Genomic DNA, 17,000 nt, shown 5'->3' with positions numbered 1-17,000 from the left:
TACTTAGTAGCAAAATCGGGTAAAAATAGAAAAGTTTACTTTTAATCATCGCAAATAAGAATTATTATCAAGTAGTGCAATGGTACAGTGTTATGAGCGGATGTCTAGAGTAAAAAAGTGGGATAAAGTGTTTCAAGCGCCAGCTAAGTTTGGTGGGTGGATATATGGCTTTTATTTGTGTGTAATTTGTTATGTGGGGTTTGAGTTTAATACACACTTTAAACAACGCTCCCATCACCAATTAGAGCAACATGTGTCCCAGTATCAATCTCGCTTGAATAATCAATTACAGCGGTTTGCGCATTTGCTTTATTCCATTGAGGCTTATCAAAGAGCGCGTGCAGATATCACGCCGGAGCAATTTTATCATTTAGCCCAATCTCAACTCGCAGGGTTAGAGTTGGAGCTAAGTTTAGAGTCCTACGCCATTATTGAGCGAACGCAGGTACCGAGTTTAGAGCAAAAGTATCGTTCTTTGGGTTTTTTTGATTTTACAGTGCGCCTGCCTAATGGTGATAGTGGTCCATTTTTGACGACGCTCAAAGCGGCGCCAGTTGCGGAGTTTGGTCATTTATTGGGATCGGCTGTGGCCATCTCCGAGCCATTTATTCAACGCATAGGAAACAATGAACTGCAAGCCGTAAAATGGCATCAAGCACAGCGATGGAGTGTCGTCATTGAGCAATTTGATATGCGGAACCCTCAAGCGTTGCGTGCATTAGGGATCGGCTTTCAGTTGGATCACCTCCTCGAAGGAATGTTTGGTCAGTTACATCAGACCAGCGGTCATCATATGCATGTCGTTGCTGATGAACAGTTGGTATTTACATCGGATTGGCAGAACCAATTTCAACTAACGGCAAAGCAAGCGGGTATTTCCAAAGAGCTCGATTTTTTTGGTACGCCAATTTCTATGCATCTTTATACCCAAGCGCAACTGACCCCATCGCTGTTAAACAACTATACCTTGATTATATGGAGTGTTACGTTGATTGCCGCCGCACTCGGTTTCATGGTGTTGATGCAAGTACGATATTTAACCGCTCGCCACGATACAATCAATAATCTGGTTGAAGAGCGAACGGCACGGTTGGCACAAGCTAACCAACAGATCCAACATGAATCTAATAAACGCCTTGCGGCGCTGCAACAGCATATTGTCGCAGAGCGTAAATATAAGAGTCTGTTTGTGAATAGTAGTGAAGGTTTGTTTGTGTTGGACAAGTATGGTGTTCTAGTGGATGCCAACCCCGCATTTAAATCATTGCTGCTCGTTGATGAGCAAGCTCATTCGAGACTCACTTTGAGTGACTTGATGCTAGATAGCGAAGTCGCGGAGCGTTGGCAAAAAATGGTTGAGCAGCTGCAACCACATGAAGAATTAGAGTGGTTAGCGGGGTCTATGCAAAGTAGTGGGGTATGGGTAAGACAAACCGGATCTTGGATCTGCCACAGCCATGAGGTGATTTATGAAGGGCGTATTACCGATATTACAGCACTTAAACTGTTTAACGAGCAATTAAAGTACAAAGCACAACACGACAGCCTAACAGATTTGCTTAATCGACAGACATTTTTGCAATTGGTAGAGGCAAGTCGCACCGAGTCACAGGGACAATTTATTTTACTTTACCTCGATTTGGACCGCTTTAAGTTAATCAATGACACTTTGGGTCACTTAGCGGGTGATAAATTATTAATTGAATTTGCTACAAGGATGCGAGAGTTGGTGGGAGGGTTTGCTGATATTGCGCGGTTAGGAGGAGATGAGTTTGCAATCTTATTCGATGCTGAGAAGTTAAGCGCTCCCCTAGAGTTATTACTGGAAGATATTTTGACTGCAATCCGGGTACCCTTTGAGTATCAAGGTATGGCACACACTGTCAGTGGCAGTGTCGGAGTTAGGCGTTTTACTGCCCCTTGTTCGAATTATGAAGCGGAAAAACTGTTACATGATGCTGACGTGGCCATGTATGAAGCTAAAAAGCGTGGGAAAAATGACTACCATATCTTCACCTCTGCCATTGCCAGTGAAGCGTCGAGAAGGCTGCAAGTTGAAAGAGAGCTGCAAACGCTTGATATGGATCGAGAGTTGTCTCTGCGTTTTCAGCCAATTTATTGCAGTCTTGGCAAGGCGATAGTTGGTTTTGAAGCACTCGTACGTTGGCATAGTCCACTGCTCGGCGTTGTGAGCCCAGCAGAGTTCATTCCGATTGCAGAGGAATGCGCGCAAATTGTTAAGTTGGGGCAATGGGTGTTTGAGCATGCCATGTTATTTAAACAGCAACTGCCTGACGGTGATATGTTTATTAGTGTCAATGTATCTCCAATACAGTTACAACATAAAGGATTTATGAACTGGTTATTCGTGCAATTTGAAAGCGCTGAATATCGCCCATCGCACTTCAAAATAGAATTGACTGAATCAGCAATGATGACGGAGGAAAACTCATTGATAGCACCGCTACAAAAACTCCATGATCTTGGATTTGGTATCTATATTGATGATTTTGGTACGGGCTATAGCAGTTTATCGAGATTGAATGTACTACCTGTGGACGGGGTGAAGATTGATCGAGCGTTTATCAATGGTATTGAAGGTATGGGCAAGCCTAGACAGTTGATCGAAGCCATTTGTGCAATGGCAAAAAGTTTCAATTTAACTGTTACAGCAGAAGGCATTGAACAGTTTGCTCAGCTGCAGATCTTATCTACGCTTTATTGTCAGCAAATGCAGGGGTACTTTATGAGTAAACCGCTGTGTGATTTTGAAGCGCTACAATTGGTACACCATCATGGTTCTAAAAACTTGTTAAATGAAGTGAGTTAAATGTTGACCTCAACTTAGCTTAAGGTTTTAAGCTACTGTTATTCAATTAAGGAATCAACCGAGATACGTAGAGGAATGACATGAACCAAACGCAATTAGCCACTTATTTATCAAAATTAAATATTGAGAATTCTGCTTCTATGGATTTAGCGCTTGTTAGTCAGATTGTGCAAGCGCATCTTAAACGGTTTAGCTTTAGCAGCTTCAATGCCATGCAAAACAAATTACTCAGTGTCAATAATGAAGACTTATTCGAGCGATTGATAACACAGCAGCAAGGTGGTTACTGTTTTGAACATAACAAAATTGCCATGTTAGCGTTGCAAGCATTGGGCTTTGACGTATCTCCATTGCTTGGTCGAGTGCTTTTAAACGGCACCACAACTAACCCTCGAACACACCGATTAACACATTTGAAGTATAAGGGGGCTGAGTATTTGGTTGATGTTGGCTTTGGTGTCAAAACACCACGCGTGCCTATTCCGATTGACAGTACAGCCCAGTTTCGAGAAGGCATAAACCTATACCAAGTGGAAAGAACTGTGAATAGTGTCACGGTTTCATTATTGCAGCCGGAGCAGGTTACGTTGTATCAAGTTGACTTGCTCGATACCTATGAAAGTGATTGTGATGTGGGTCACTTTTATAGTCATCAGCACCCTGATGCGAGTTTTGTAAACAATCTCGTGGTGTCTAGGATTTCAGAACATGAGCGCTCTGTACTGCGTAATCTTACCTATGTGCATTTCAATGAGCTGACAGGTGAGCAAAGCGAAGTTTCGATTGAGCATGTGGAGCAGTTACTTGAGTTACTCAATCACGTATTTTACTTAGAACCAACGATGAATGAAGTGAGCTGGGTTTTTGATAAGGTACTGACTCGGCAACAACAAGCCAACTAAGCTTTCGCTCAGTTGGCTCCTACTTTTTAGCTTTTATTCAATTGTTCAATAAAGCTAGATGAATCAGCGATAGAGCGGTTCATATCCGTGATTAAACTTTGGATATCACGCTTGAGGTTGGTAAATTCGCCTTTGATCGCAGCAATAGCGCGAGCGTTAAGGTTATGCTTTAAGTATAAGACATTGTCCTTCATTGAATCCAAGACTGGTTGCATCTTGGCTTCACTTTTACGCATCGAGCGGATTAACTTTTTATATTGTTGTTGGGTTTGCAGCAGAGTCTTCTCGCTGTTGCGCTTCAATTGTGGGTTAGAATACTGCTCTAATTCGCTCTGCCACTCTTCAAATAAAGCTTCTGCGACAGACTCAACCTTATTGATGTTGGCTGTGACCGTTTCTGCCGATTTTTGACTTGCTTCGTAGTCACTGTTTAATTGCTCGTATACGGTTTGTAATTCTCCACCATCAAAGTCAATTAATACAGAGAGTCTCTCAAGTGCACTTTGAAACTCTTGTTGAGACGCTTGCTGAGAAGCTTGCGTGTCTTCTACACGGTCAACGAGGATATCCCGTTTGTGTACACCCACTTGCTCCCACGCAGCATAATAGGCATTTTGCGCGCTTTTACAGCCGCCCAGAAGAGAGGCAACTAAAATCAAAACGGTTATTTGTATATATTTTAGAGGCATACTTTATCCCTTTACTTTAAATGGCTACTTTAAATTATGAAGCGGATTGGTAATATGTGCAAAGCAATCATTATCATTGAATCATCATGAAGCAACATTGGCCAACCATAAAAGCGCAATTGCGAACATACTTAGAAGCCCAGCCAAGCTGGTGGAAACGCTTTTTTGAGCGCTGCAAAGAAGATCAACTGACCATCAATGCTGGGTATTTGGCCTATGTGACGCTTTTGTCATTGGTGCCCTTAATTGCGGTAGGTGTTGCAATATTTACCGCTTTTCCCGGGTTTGAAAACACCCGACTGGCAATAGAAAACTTTATATTTACCAACTTTGTACCGACCTCGACCGATACCATTAAATCGCACATCAGCGCGTTTGCCGGCAATGCAAATCAAATGACAGCAGTCGGGATCAGCTTTTTGGCCGCCGTTGCCTTGTTGCTCATTCGCAATGTGGACAGTGCACTTAATCGCATTTGGCGGGTTGAAAGTAAACGTCCCTTGATGATTTCGTTCGCCATTTATTGGATGGTTTTAACTTTAGGTCCAGTGTTATTAGGGGCCAGTATAGGCGTCACTTCATACATCGTTTCTTTGGTATCTTTTGCCGATCAAGGGATCCCAGGGTTTAGTGGCTTGCTACTCAAATTACTGCCTTATGTAATTTCAATGGCGGGCTTTATTATGCTCTATACTTTAGTACCAAATACACGTGTGTCGTTTCAAGCCGCGATACCCGGTGCGTTGTTTGCCGCTTTTCTATTTGAATTGACAAAACGGGGGTTTGCTATGTATATCAGCCACTTCCCGTCTTACGAAGTGATTTATGGCGCATTGGCGACTATCCCAATTTTGTTTGTATGGGTGTACTTATCGTGGATAGTGGTGTTACTAGGTGCAGAGTTTACTGCCTGCCTAGAAGAAAACCATAACAAGGAGACTGACACACCTCAAGATTGAGGTAAGTCATGACCTTACTTTATCAGCCAAGTGCTGTACTGCGGAGCTTTCATTTACCCGTTTCCCATGGTCACCAGATACATGTCGAAGAGTATGGTAACCCCGAAGGAGTACCTGTTCTGGTGTGTCATGGCGGTCCGGGCGGCGGCTTGCAAAAGCTGACACAAACTTACTTTAATCCTGCTCGTTATCGCATCATCCTATTTAGTCAGCGAGGGTGCGGAAATTCATCTCCCCACTCTTTAGAGCACAATAATACCGATCTTTTAGTCGCTGATATGCTGGCGTTGCTGGACTATCTAGATTTACCTAAATGTGTGATAGCGGGAGGCTCGTGGGGAGCAACATTGGCATTGTTGTTCGCGCAACTTCACACAGAAAGGGTGATTGGGTTGATCATCTGGGCTAGTTTTTTTGCTGCCAAAGATGACTTGGCATGGCTATATGGTGCCACGGGCGCTGGTGCGCAGTTTTATCCTGAGCGCTTTGCTATTTTCTCTCACGGTGAAATGCACCATGAACGTGTTTTAGAAATCTATAAAGAGCAGTTGTTTGGTGAAGACGAGTTATTGCAGCATAAAGCGGCTCAACTTTGGCTTGATTGGGATCAGCAACTCAGTGTGGAAATCCAATTACAACGTTATCAATTACAATCCGGTTGTCATTTAGTGACACAGGCAAAGTTGATGGTGCACTACATGTCGGCGCGATGCTTTATCGAAGAGCAGCAGCTCCTCCACAACGCGCAGCGCATTGCGCAATTACCTATTTGGATGATACACAGCCGTCAGGATCTTGTGTGTCGATTTGCTTCGGCCCAAAAGTTTGCAGAACAAGTGCAAGCGCGACTGTTAATCTTAGAAGGGGTTGGGCACAGTGCGACAAATAAAGTATATTCTGAGGCCATTCGAAGAGCAGCAGACCTATTGCTGTGTAAAATAGATAAAAATAGAGGTTGATGTGCAGGGACTCATTCAAAGGGTTAAATTTGCGAAAGTTGAAGTTGGTGGTGAAGTGGTTGGTGAAATTGCGCAAGGGATCTTGTTATTACTTGGAGTCGAAAAGCAGGACGATGAAAGTCACGCTGATAAATTACTTCACAAAGTGAGTAATTACCGAATTTTTACCGATGACGCAGGCAAAATGAACTTAAGCCTCAAGGACATTCAGGGCGAGCTGTTAGTGGTGTCTCAATTTACACTCGCAGCAGATACCAAAAAAGGCATGAGACCAAGCTTTTCTTCTGCGGGTACACCCCAGCAAGCTTTATCATTGTATGAGTACTTTGTGGCCAAAGCGAAAGAAGCGGGTATACCGGTAGCAACAGGGGAATTTGGTGCAGATATGCAAGTGAGCCTGTGTAACGACGGCCCTGTCACGTTTAATCTATCGGTTTAACGCTCAATAACGATAATGTAATTTGAATAGCCAGGTACATTGTGGATATGTGGCTTTTTACCGAAATTAATAATGAGTAAATGTTCTAGCTGTTTAAGCTGAGATTCGTGCTCGGCAATAAAATTAATGAATAGCATACCCTGTTCAGTGAGTGTATTGCGCAACAGGGTATAAAACTTATGCTGGTACAAAAATCGTGGTGCATCCAATTCACTGAACAAATCTAATATTATCCAATTGAATGGCACCGTACTTTCTAATTCCAAAACTTTGTAGGCATCGTTACAGTTAACCTCGCTGATGTGGTCACCGCCAAAGTAGCGCTTGTAGCAATGAATAATGTCTGGGTTGTTATCGACAGAAATAACTTGGCAGTTGTCATGGACACTGTGTAAATAGTCGCGAATAGCCCCTGCCCCCAATCCTAATTCCAATACGCGCTGGGGAGGAGGGCATTTTTGCCATAAGCTCTCTAGCACTTGCAAGTGAGGAAACAGCAAGTGTTCTGGGTGGTTCAGTTCAACGATCGACTGTAACGTGTTGTTTATTAGTAGCCAACGAAGCGTTTTTTCTTGTCGAACTTGAATGCTCGTTTTTCCATGCTTATGCCAATATAACAAATGGCCTAGCTGGTGGCTTTGGGTTACAAAATCGCTGCTGACGGTTCCTGATTCAGTTAAAAATTCCTGCATAGTTACATCAGCATAGCTAAGGATTGAGGTAATTCCACTGTGTTTAGATGATTTTACACATTTAGTCGATGATTTTACCCTGAGCATTTCCTGTTCAGAGTTTTTCTTGTAAGGTAGAAAGCAAAAATTGGCACTAGCATAGGTGTGCTCAAAAAGGAGTAAATATGTTTCCAGTAACTTCACCTCAAAGTAGTCAGGATTGGCAGGATTATTATCAATTGCGTTGGCAGGTACTTCGTGCGCCTTGGCACCAACCAAGAGGCTCTGAACAGGATGACTTAGAACAAGAGTCTGAACATCGATATATAAAAAATAATGATGGCGAGGTGTTGGCGGTAGCTAGATTGCATTTCAATAACCACTTGCAAGCCCAAGTTCGCTACATGGCCGTTGATGAATCACACCGAGGTCAACATCTTGGCAGCCGTTTGTTACACGAGTTAGAAAAAATAGCGTGGACCCAAGATGCACAAGAGTTAGTGCTTTTCGCCAGAGAGCGAGCATTGGCGTTTTATGAGCGCCACGGGTATCAAGTGCTGGAAAAAGCACACCTTGCATATGGTGATGTCCAACACTGGAAGATGGTTAAGCAGAAGCCATCTGAGCCGGGCTGGTTTCGCCATCCTGATTGGACACAAGTCCTACAAGATACATGGCGCGAGTCAATTCCCATTAGTGATGCGATGGGGATCAAGGTTGAGAGTTATACCGATTGGCAATTTGCAACCAAAGCTGATCTGAAAGCGAACCTAAATTTACATAACTCGATGTTTGCTGGTTCTGTGTATAGCATGGCAACGTTAACTGGTTGGGGCGCAACTTATCTAGCGCTCAAAGAGCATAACTTAGAAGGGGATATTGTGTTGGCTGATGCCAATATTAAATACCTTAAACCATTGACTACGGCGCCAGGTGCAACGGTCACCTTGTCGGAATGTGAAGGCGAGCTTGCCGAATTGGAAAGCGCGGGCAAAGCAAGATACACAGTGCCTGTTAATGTTTACGATGGTGATGTGTTAGTGGCAAAATTCTGCGGAGAATTTGTTGTTATAGCCAAGTAAGTCTTATGGCGACCAAGCAAATTAAAGGCTTGGTCGCTCGTTAGGCCTTAAAGTAGATCTGTAATGGCAATGCCGATCCCTAGCCTTTGAATGTGCGCATTGTAGTCAATCAAACTCTCACCATACCCATTAAAGTACTGTGCGTAGCCTCTCACCCGTCCGGTGATAGGAAAAGACCAATCTAATTGAACCGCACCGCGATTATCGCCTCCAGCATTATTTCTCAGCATCATGCCCACTTCGTGATCATTGCTAAAACGGTACGCACCACTGAGCTCGAAATAGCCCATATACTTATGGATATCTGGATTGTCATCGCCTTTGGCGGACGTTTCATCAGGCTTATCGTCTTCAGGAAGCCGATACCAAGGTTTAAAGCTAAAAACGAAGCCATCGTATTCCCAAATAAAGTTCGCATAGATACGATTCCAAGAACGCGAGTTAGGTTGGCTGCGCCCATTGGACTGATGGGAGATCCCGAGTACAAACGCCATCTCGTCTCCCCACAGTACGTTTTCATCGTCTAGGAAGTTAATCCAAAAGATTTCTGGTTCGTAATTGGTTTCACGAAATGGTGAAGAAATATCTTTGTTGTAAACCTGCCAGTAAGACTGCAAAGTTACGCCCATATAAATGGCTTGATCTTTGTCTTCAAAATCATGGTAAAGCGGTAATTTCAGGGAGATTTGGTATTTTGCTTCGACATTATCCAGCGGTTCACCTTGCTGCTCACCTTTTTCCATGAAGCGGTCAAAAGGACGGTTGTTTGGGTTTTTAATATAGGAAACTGGTAAAATATAATTACGATGATGCGGTGTTAATACATTGCGATTTTCTTCCGTCACACGCTCTCTGGCGATACGTTTATCAAGCTGACTTAATCCCCCAATCTGTTGCTCACAATACTGACGCACCTCTTTCATCGTCCTATTTTCGTCTCCAGACATAGCCTGGCTAAGAATACATTGGTTGAGGGCTTCTATTTCATCCGCAGAAGCTTTTTTGGCGATGGCTTGCTGTGTCGGAAGCATGATCAGAGCGGCCATAGAGAGCAGTTTAAAGTCCATATTACTTTCCAATTTTTAAGCTGTATTTGTGAGCATGTATAAGCGGCTGACGGTTTGCGATTTATAGCATGTCGAATTGAGCGCTATATTATAAGCAAGTAGCTTAAAATCCTAGTATAAACGGGATAAATGCTAGTAAGCGCAATCGTGAAGGGCATCACGCCGCAGCTCAGCGTGATGCGATAGCAAACTAATTGTCTAATCTAGATACGATGAAGTATGGATTTAAGTAAGATTCTTTTTGGTTGTATTTTAGGGGGGAACCATCATGCTGCGTAACCGTCGCACCTGCAATTTCAGCCACTGCATGCCCTGCGCCAGTATCCCATTCACTTGTCGGTCCAAGGCGGGGGTAAATATCAGCTTCCCCTTCAGCAACGAGGCACAATTTTAGTGAACTGCCTTTAGGCACCATTTCAACATCATCAAATTGGGCTAAATAGTCCGCCAATTCAGGAGATGGATGAGAGCGAGAGCCGACAACTTTAATTTTACCTTGCTTGTTTTTACGAGTGACTTTGAGTTCAATGCGCGCTTCATCACACTCTCTGAACGCACCAATGGCTTTCGCCGCAAGGTAGCAAGTATTTAAAGCAGGCGCATAAACCACCCCCATTGTCGGAGTGCCATTTTCAATTAAGGCAATATTAACCGTAAACTCGCCATTCTTTTTAATAAACTCCTTGGTGCCATCAATGGGGTCAACGAGCCAATAACGCTGCCAAGTTTGTCGCTCCTGCCAACTGATATCGGCACTTTCTTCGCTGAGTATAGGAATGTTTGGTGTGAGACGTTGCAAACCTGCTGTGATAACACGGTTTGCTGCAAGATCTGCGTCTGTTACTGGGCTATCATCACTTTTGTAATCGACCGCAAAATCTTTGGCGTAAATTTGCATAATTTCTTCGCCTGCAAGTCGTGAAAGTGCGACAAGCTCTTCTAGCAGATCTGTATCGTTCATTGCTATTCCTTATTACTGTATGACTTTTTTATTTTTTAAATATTCAATGAGTTGTTGTACGGACTCTTCTAGTGAGTTATCACCCGTATTTATTCTCACCTCTGGAGAGAGCGGCGGCTGATAGTCTGAGTCGATACCTGTGAAGTTCTTAATTTCTCCAGCGCGTGCTTTTTTATACAGACCTTTGGGGTCTCGCTGCTCACAAACGTCTAGTGGCGTATCTAAAAATACTTCTATAAACTCACCTTCGCCAACCAGATTACGCACCATATCGCGCTCTGCTTGAAATGGCGAAATAAAAGCCGTCAGTACAACTAGCCCGGCATCAACCATTAATTTGCTCAGTTCACCAACGCGACGAATATTCTCAACGCGATCGGCATCGCTGAAGCTCAGATCTTTGCATAAGCCGTGTCTTACATTATCACCATCTAGGAGATATGTATGTACGCCACTTTGATGTAGCGCACTTTCTAGTGCATTTGCAACTGTACTTTTTCCTGAACCTGAAAAGCCAGTGAACCACAAAATAACAGGCTTGTGGCCTTTAAGCTCGCCACGGTGTGCTTTTTCTACGGCATAGTTATGCCAAACAATATTTTTATCCATGAAGCTGTCCATTAAAAGGGAAAGACCATTGGGATCAAGGTTAAAACCGTGATGGAATAGATTATTGAGAGCGGTACCCCGATCGTTACGTAATCTCTAATACGATAGTTTCCGGCACTATATACCATCAAGTTTGTTTGATAGCCAAAGGGCGAAATAAAGCTGGCCGAAGCACCAAATGCTACCGCCATAATAAAAGGTAGTGGGTCGACACCAAATCCTACTGCCAACGCATAGGCGACTGGAAATGACAATGCGGCAGCTGCATTATTGGTAATGAGTTCAGTAAATACCACCGTCATCACAAATATGGCGATAAATGCGCCATAGGGGCCAAAGTCACCTAACAACAAAAAAAGCGCATCTGATATTTTGCTGGCGAGGCCTGTATCTATCATTAGTTTTGCCAACCCAATCGCACTGCCTACAATGGCTAGCAACTCGATTGGAAATCGGCGTTTCATTTCACTGACTTTAATTGTGCCCATAGCCACCAAGGCCAAGAGTAAAACCATTAAACCTTTCACGAGAGGGACAATATCAAATATGCCCAGTCCAATAACTGCAGCAAAGCCCAGTAAAACCTGATTCGATTGCTTTTGGTTTAAATGTGTCTGTAAATCTAAACCTGAAATATATACAAATTCGCGCTTTAAATCTGGCAGCTCGTAAAAATCACTACTTGGCGCAAGAATTAATGAATCACCCGCTTGCAACTGTACTTTACCTAAACCGCCTTGGAGGCGATCGTGGCCGCGTCGGATAGCGATGACCGCGGCATGGAACTGCTCTCTGAAGCGAATTTCTTTGATTGTTTTACCAAGAAATTTAGATGATTGACTGACAACGACTTCAACTAAGTGTTCAGCATCTTTTTCGTGTTTATCATGCACGACTTGAAGGCCATCGAACTGCCTTAATAAAGGCACTGATTTAATGTCGCCGACAAACAGTAATACATCGCCCTGACGGATCTCTTGTTGCGGCGTCACGGCACTGATACGTCTTTCACCACGCATTATCTCTGCTAAAAATAGGTCTTTTAAATCACGTAAGCCGTTTTCTTCCACCGTACGCCCAATGAGCTTTGAGCCTATTCCCACCTTTCCCTCTAAGTAAAAAGGCACAACTTCTTCGGTTTCTGTGCCGTGATCTGGGAGAAACTTAAGAAGGAGTAGAATCGTGATTAAGCCGACAAATAAAGCACCGATGCCGACAAGTGTAAAATCAAAGAAACCCAGTGGTGCCATACCCGCGTCAACGGCAAAGCCGTTAACGATTAAATTAGTTGATGTGCCTATCAGTGTTAATGTACCACCCAAAATAGCGGTGTAAGAAAGAGGCAAAAGCAGTTTAGAAGGGGAATGTGTTTGGCTTTCTTTAATCGTACTTATCAACGAAGCGACAACGGCAGTGTTGTTAGTAAAGGATGATAACAAAGCAGTGGACAACCCCAGTTTCATAACTGATTTAGACAGGCTGCCACTGGCCAATGTGCTGGCGAGTTTTTGTACTAAGGTCGTTTTTTCAATGGCAATAGAGACGATGATCAAAAGTACCAAAGTAATTAACGAGGGGTTGGCATAATTAACCAACATAGACTCCAACTCGATTAAACCAGTCAAATAGCTGATGCCAATTGCGCTGACAAATAACCAAGCGGGATTGAGTCGTGTACCAAATAAGCACACGACTAGAGCGAGCATAATGCCTGTTAAGATGATTTGATCAACTAGCACGTTTTTCTCCTTATAACAGGCATCAATGCGACTATTTCAGCTTGCTAATATCAAGCGCTTGCCAATGTGGGAAGTGCTTACGTACTAGGGCGTTAAACTCAAGTTCAAACGCGCTGAACTCGCTCGGCTTCACAGACTCTTCTGCAAGCAAAGCTTCAATCATGCCAGCACCGATAGTCAGATTACTGATACGGTCAATAAGGATGAAGGAACCTGTTTCGTGGTTGTTGCGATAGATATCAGCCACAATACTTTCAGTTAGCTCAAGCGTAACAATCGCAATTTCGTTTAGTTGAAGCTGCTCTGCTTGGCCTTTCTCAAGTGTGTTCACGTCGATTGTGTGGTCGATTTTGCGAACAATCGCTGAGGTATTCTTGCTGCCTAACTTGAAGTTGTAGTTCTTGCCTAGCACAAGCGGTTCTTCGTGCATCCAAACTAACTTCGCCTGAATGAGGTTAGTCACAGCGGCTGTTGATTCAGCTGGCACAATAACATCGCCGCGGCTAACGTCGATTTCATCAGCCAGAGTAATCGTAAACGCTTGACCGGTTTGTGCTTGTTCTAAGTTACCATCAAAGGTGACTAGTTCTTTGATTGTTGACTGCTTACCTGAAGGTAATACTTTAACTGCTTGACCCGTAGTGAGTGAACCAGAAGTTAAAGTGCCTTGGAAGCCTCTAAAATCAAGATTAGGACGTACGACATACTGTACCGGGAAACGCGCTTCAAAGCTGTGGTTCGCTTCAGCCGCTGGAGAGTCTTCTAATAGCTCTAATAGTGGCTTGTCGGTGTAATATGGCGTATGTTCAGAGCGTGTTACAACGTTATCGCCCTTCAATGCGGACATAGGTACAAATTTGATGTCTGATACATTGAGCTGTTCAGCGAATTTCAAGTAGTCAGCTTTGATCTTTTCGAATACGGCTTCATCAAAGTCGACAATATCCATTTTATTGATTGCAACAACGAATTGTTTGATTCCGAGAGAGTCACAAATAAAGCTGTGACGCTTAGTTTGAATCTGTACACCATAACGTGCATCAACTAGGATAATCGCAAGATCGCTGGTTGAAGCACCCGTAACCATGTTGCGTGTATATTGCTCATGTCCTGGTGTATCCGCGATAATGAACTTACGTTTTGCCGTAGAGAAATAGCGGTATGCAACGTCAATGGTGATGCCTTGTTCACGCTCTGCTTGTAAACCATCAACTAATAGCGCAAGGTCTAGTTCTTCACCAGCATTACCCACTTTTTCGTTGTCTTTGTGTAATGCCGCTAATTGATCTTCATAAATTTGGTGGCTGTCGTGTAGTAAGCGACCAATCAAAGTCGATTTACCATCGTCAACACTGCCACACGTCATCATGCGCAATAGGCTCTTATCTTGTTGGCGAGACAGGTATGCTTCAATACCTAACTCTCTTACTTCATTTGCTGTAGACATTAGAAATACCCCTCGCGTTTTTTCTTCTCCATCGAGCCTGATGAATCGTGGTCAATCACACGACCTTCACGTTCTGATGATGTGGATAGCAACATTTCTTCAATGATACCTGTCAGCGTGTTTGCTTCTGATTCAACGGCACCAGTGAGCGGGTAACAACCCAGAGTACGGAAGCGCACTGACTTCATTTCAGGTACTTCGCCTTCTTTTAGCGGCATACGCTCGTCATCTACCATGATCAACGTGCCATCACGTTCAACCACAGGGCGTTTTTCTGACAAGTAAAGTGGCACAATTTCAATATTTTCTTGGTAGATATATTGCCAGATATCCAACTCAGTCCAGTTTGAAAGAGGGAACACGCGGATACTTTCACCAGGATTTACTTGGCTGTTATAGGTATTCCACAATTCAGGACGTTGGTTTTTAGGATCCCAACGGTGGTGCTTGTCACGGAAAGAGTAAACGCGCTCTTTGGCTCGAGATTTTTCTTCGTCTCGACGTGCACCGCCAAACGCAGCATCAAAGCCATATTTGTCCAATGCTTGCTTTAAGCCTTGTGTTTTCATGACGTCAGTGTGCTTGGCTGAACCGTGTGTAAATGGGCCTACGCCCATTGCAATACCTTCAGGGTTCTTGTGAACAATCAGGTCAAAGTTATACTCTTTCGCTAAGCGGTCGCGAAATTCAATCATTTCACGGAATTTCCAATCCGTATCTACGTGAAGTAGAGGGAAAGGGATTTTCGCTGGATAAAATGCTTTACGCGCCAAGTGAAGTAACACTGAAGAGTCTTTACCAATTGAGTAAAGCATCACTGGATTGTCAAACTCTGCAGCGACTTCGCGAATAATCTTTATACTTTCAGCTTCAAGTTGCTGAAGGTGGGTTAAAGCCATTGTTCGTCGTCCTACTGTTAATTAAATTAAAACGGTTAAGCTACTTTGGTTATAGGCTGAGCAAAGCTACTGATTTGCTCGCTTTGCCCAAACCATGCTAGTTCTTCATGTAGTGCCGCAACTTCTCCAATGATTAAAAGCGCTGGAGATTTGATTTGATGTTGCTCAATCTTTGCTGCGAGTTCACTGAGTGTGCCTCTTACCACGCGTTGTGATTTTCGAGTGCCATTTTCAACGATTGCGATGGGGGTTTCTGGTGCTCTGCCATGTTCAAGCAGCTTTGCCTGAATATGTGGAGATTTGATAACACCCATATAAATCGCAAGTGTTTGGTTTGATTGTGCTAGGCCACGCCAATCAAGTTCTTGGCCTTCTTTTTTACAATGGCCAGTGACGAATTGAATTGCCTGCGCGTGATCTCTGTGTGTCAGTGGTATGCCAGCGTACGCACTGCAGCCAGCTGCAGCTGTAATACCCGGCACAATTTGATATTTCACATCGTGGTTTGCCAGTATTTGTACTTCTTCACCACCGCGACCATAAATAAATGGGTCACCGCCTTTTATTCGGCAAACTTTCTTACCCTGTTTCGCAAAATCTACCAACATTTGATTGGTGTCTTCTTGCTTCACGCTATGGTGGCCTGCTTTTTTACCTACACACACCAAATCTGCATCGCGTCTTACAAGATCCATAATCTCATCCGACACTAAGTAGTCATATACCACGACATCCGCTTGTTGCATTAGCTGTAGTGCCTTAATTGTCAGTAGTTCTGGGTCACCTGGGCCTGCACCAACGATATAAACCTCGCCTTGTGGCTGCGTTTCTTCTGCTAGTAAGTCATGCATTTGTTGTTCGGCACCAATTTGGTCGCCTACCTGTACTTTACTTACCACGCTTGAATCAAATACGCGCTCCCAAAATTGACGACGTTCTGAAAAGCTTTTAAAGCGTGCTTTTACTTGATCTCTAAAGTTACCAGCCAAGCGCGCAAGTGCACCAGTATGATGCGGGATCAGGGTTTCTAATTTTTCGCGGATGCGACGTGCTAAAACAGGCGCTGTGCCAGCGCTTGAGATCGCAATCGTGATAGGGTCCCTATCCACAATAGAAGGAAAGATAAATCCACATTTGGGTTGATCGTCGACGACATTGACAAATATATTTTGGTTGTTTGCGGCGTCGAACACAGCCTTATTAACAGCTTCGTTGTCGGTTGCTGCAATGATTAACATCATGCCCAATACATGGTGGGTATCAAAATACTCTTTGATCAGGTTGACTTTACCTTCGTTTGCCAATGATACAAGCTCATTGCAAAACTCAGGGGCCACGACAGTAACATGGGCGCGTGCTTTCAAAAACGCTTGGCATTTTCTCAACGCCACATCGCCACCACCTACAACAAGTACTGGTTTGTCGTCTAGTTTTGTAAATATTGGTAAATATTGCACAGCCTTTGCCCCTAATGCATAACCTTGGTTTAAATCAACATATCTGACTTACTGAAATGCAGAATATATTGACGTGGAAAGACTAAAAAATAATATTAACCCAAAATATATAACAAAAAGTTATATACCAACTTTGATTTTGGTTTAAGGCTTATAATTCAAGGGATAGAGCGCAAAATGTATCGATATTAGCAACTTATAGCGATTGGTTATGAGATATAATTGAAAGCAGAATACGGGCTGGCTTACTGGTTCGGTGTCGAAAGAATTCAGAGTGCGGACAAATGTCC

Annotated in this window: 15 protein-coding genes; 6 read left to right on the top strand and 9 right to left on the bottom strand. The window is 43.5% G+C overall.

Going from position 1 to position 17,000, the window contains the following annotated elements; translation table 11 throughout:
- The first annotated feature begins 100 nt into the window (after positions 1–100).
- Positions 101–2,830, top strand: coding sequence for a putative bifunctional diguanylate cyclase/phosphodiesterase (locus tag A7985_RS21510; protein ID WP_081310670.1), 2,730 nt, complete (start codon positions 101–103; stop codon positions 2,828–2,830).
- 80 nt (positions 2,831–2,910) lie between these two features.
- Positions 2,911–3,732: an arylamine N-acetyltransferase family protein gene (locus A7985_RS21505; protein ID WP_065792505.1), complete on the top strand. Its 822-nt coding sequence runs from the start codon at positions 2,911–2,913 to the stop codon at positions 3,730–3,732.
- Between the two features lie 26 nt (positions 3,733–3,758).
- Here the strand turns inward: A7985_RS21505 and A7985_RS21500 are convergent, their stop codons facing one another.
- A complete protein-coding gene (locus A7985_RS21500; RefSeq protein ID WP_065792504.1) occupies positions 3,759–4,421 on the bottom strand; it encodes a DUF2959 domain-containing protein in 663 nt (220 codons plus the stop codon).
- Positions 4,422–4,507: 86 nt separating this feature from the next.
- Between A7985_RS21500 and A7985_RS21495 the strand changes: the two genes are divergently transcribed.
- From A7985_RS21495 to dtd, 3 genes are read left to right on the top strand one after another with little or no spacing between them, the layout of a single operon-like run.
- Positions 4,508–5,380 carry a virulence factor BrkB family protein gene (locus A7985_RS21495; RefSeq protein ID WP_065792503.1) on the top strand — a complete coding sequence of 291 codons (873 nt, stop codon included), beginning with the start codon at positions 4,508–4,510 and terminating at the stop codon, positions 5,378–5,380.
- A gap of 8 nt (positions 5,381–5,388) precedes the next feature.
- On the top strand, positions 5,389–6,339 hold the full coding sequence (locus tag A7985_RS21490) for an alpha/beta fold hydrolase (protein WP_065792502.1): 951 nt from the start codon (positions 5,389–5,391) through the stop codon (positions 6,337–6,339).
- 1 nt (position 6,340) lies between these two features.
- A complete protein-coding gene (gene dtd, locus A7985_RS21485) occupies positions 6,341–6,778 on the top strand; it encodes a D-aminoacyl-tRNA deacylase (protein WP_065792501.1) in 438 nt (145 codons plus the stop codon).
- Here dtd and A7985_RS21480 read toward each other — a convergent pair.
- Entirely contained in the window at positions 6,775–7,470 is a 696-nt protein-coding gene (locus A7985_RS21480) for a spermidine synthase (protein WP_065792500.1), read from the bottom strand. The genes dtd and A7985_RS21480 overlap by 4 nt on opposite strands.
- Positions 7,471–7,634: 164 nt before the next feature.
- Between A7985_RS21480 and A7985_RS21475 the strand changes: the two genes are divergently transcribed.
- On the top strand, positions 7,635–8,531 hold the full coding sequence (locus A7985_RS21475; RefSeq protein WP_065792499.1) for a bifunctional GNAT family N-acetyltransferase/hotdog fold thioesterase: 897 nt from the start codon (positions 7,635–7,637) through the stop codon (positions 8,529–8,531).
- 47 nt (positions 8,532–8,578) lie between these two features.
- Here the strand turns inward: A7985_RS21475 and A7985_RS21470 are convergent, their stop codons facing one another.
- From A7985_RS21470 to cysG, 7 genes are all read right to left on the bottom strand, one after another.
- Complete coding sequence (locus A7985_RS21470; RefSeq protein WP_065792498.1) at positions 8,579–9,598, bottom strand: phospholipase A; 1,020 nt, start codon at positions 9,596–9,598, stop codon at positions 8,579–8,581.
- Positions 9,599–9,788: 190 nt separating this feature from the next.
- Entirely contained in the window at positions 9,789–10,559 is a 771-nt protein-coding gene (gene cysQ / locus A7985_RS21465) for a 3'(2'),5'-bisphosphate nucleotidase CysQ (protein ID WP_065792497.1), read from the bottom strand.
- A gap of 12 nt (positions 10,560–10,571) precedes the next feature.
- On the bottom strand, positions 10,572–11,168 hold the full coding sequence (gene cysC / locus A7985_RS21460) for an adenylyl-sulfate kinase (protein ID WP_065792496.1): 597 nt from the start codon (positions 11,166–11,168) through the stop codon (positions 10,572–10,574).
- A gap of 11 nt (positions 11,169–11,179) precedes the next feature.
- Positions 11,180–12,874, bottom strand: coding sequence for an SLC13 family permease (locus tag A7985_RS21455; RefSeq protein WP_065792580.1), 1,695 nt, complete (start codon positions 12,872–12,874; stop codon positions 11,180–11,182).
- A gap of 64 nt (positions 12,875–12,938) precedes the next feature.
- Positions 12,939–14,354, bottom strand: a complete 1,416-nt coding sequence (gene cysN, locus A7985_RS21450) for a sulfate adenylyltransferase subunit CysN (protein WP_065792495.1) — start codon at positions 14,352–14,354, stop codon at positions 12,939–12,941.
- Positions 14,354–15,253 (bottom strand): sulfate adenylyltransferase subunit CysD, encoded by a 900-nt coding sequence (cysD, locus tag A7985_RS21445; protein ID WP_065792494.1) that lies wholly within the window; start codon positions 15,251–15,253, stop codon positions 14,354–14,356. Before cysD ends, cysN begins: the two co-directional genes overlap by 1 nt.
- A gap of 35 nt (positions 15,254–15,288) precedes the next feature.
- Positions 15,289–16,710, bottom strand: a complete 1,422-nt coding sequence (gene cysG / locus A7985_RS21440; RefSeq protein WP_065792493.1) for a siroheme synthase CysG — start codon at positions 16,708–16,710, stop codon at positions 15,289–15,291.
- Between the last annotated feature and the right edge of the window lie 290 nt (positions 16,711–17,000).

The sequence above is a fragment of the Pseudoalteromonas luteoviolacea genome (assembly GCF_001696455.1).
In the GTDB taxonomy this organism is placed as follows: domain Bacteria; phylum Pseudomonadota; class Gammaproteobacteria; order Enterobacterales; family Alteromonadaceae; genus Pseudoalteromonas; species Pseudoalteromonas luteoviolacea_C.
The sequence above is the reverse complement of the archived record's forward strand: the minus strand, read 5'-3'. Positions and strand labels throughout refer to the sequence as shown.

Excerpts from the sequence above, each read along its gene's own strand:
- A7985_RS21510 (WP_081310670.1), top strand. The coding sequence starts at position 101 with ATGTCTAGAGTAAAAAAGTGGGATAAAGTGTTTCAAGCGCCAGCTAAG.
- A7985_RS21505 (WP_065792505.1), top strand. The coding sequence starts at position 2,911 with ATGAACCAAACGCAATTAGCCACTTATTTATCAAAATTAAATATTGAG.
- A7985_RS21500 (WP_065792504.1), bottom strand. The coding sequence starts at position 4,421 with ATGCCTCTAAAATATATACAAATAACCGTTTTGATTTTAGTTGCCTCT.
- A7985_RS21495 (WP_065792503.1), top strand. The coding sequence starts at position 4,508 with ATGAAGCAACATTGGCCAACCATAAAAGCGCAATTGCGAACATACTTA.
- A7985_RS21490 (WP_065792502.1), top strand. The coding sequence starts at position 5,389 with ATGACCTTACTTTATCAGCCAAGTGCTGTACTGCGGAGCTTTCATTTA.
- A7985_RS21480 (WP_065792500.1), bottom strand. The coding sequence starts at position 7,470 with ATGCAGGAATTTTTAACTGAATCAGGAACCGTCAGCAGCGATTTTGTA.
- A7985_RS21475 (WP_065792499.1), top strand. The coding sequence starts at position 7,635 with ATGTTTCCAGTAACTTCACCTCAAAGTAGTCAGGATTGGCAGGATTAT.
- A7985_RS21470 (WP_065792498.1), bottom strand. The coding sequence starts at position 9,598 with ATGGACTTTAAACTGCTCTCTATGGCCGCTCTGATCATGCTTCCGACA.
- cysQ (WP_065792497.1), bottom strand. The coding sequence starts at position 10,559 with ATGAACGATACAGATCTGCTAGAAGAGCTTGTCGCACTTTCACGACTT.
- cysC (WP_065792496.1), bottom strand. The coding sequence starts at position 11,168 with ATGGATAAAAATATTGTTTGGCATAACTATGCCGTAGAAAAAGCACAC.
- A7985_RS21455 (WP_065792580.1), bottom strand. The coding sequence starts at position 12,874 with ATGCTCGCTCTAGTCGTGTGCTTATTTGGTACACGACTCAATCCCGCT.
- cysN (WP_065792495.1), bottom strand. The coding sequence starts at position 14,354 with ATGTCTACAGCAAATGAAGTAAGAGAGTTAGGTATTGAAGCATACCTG.
- cysD (WP_065792494.1), bottom strand. The coding sequence starts at position 15,253 with ATGGCTTTAACCCACCTTCAGCAACTTGAAGCTGAAAGTATAAAGATT.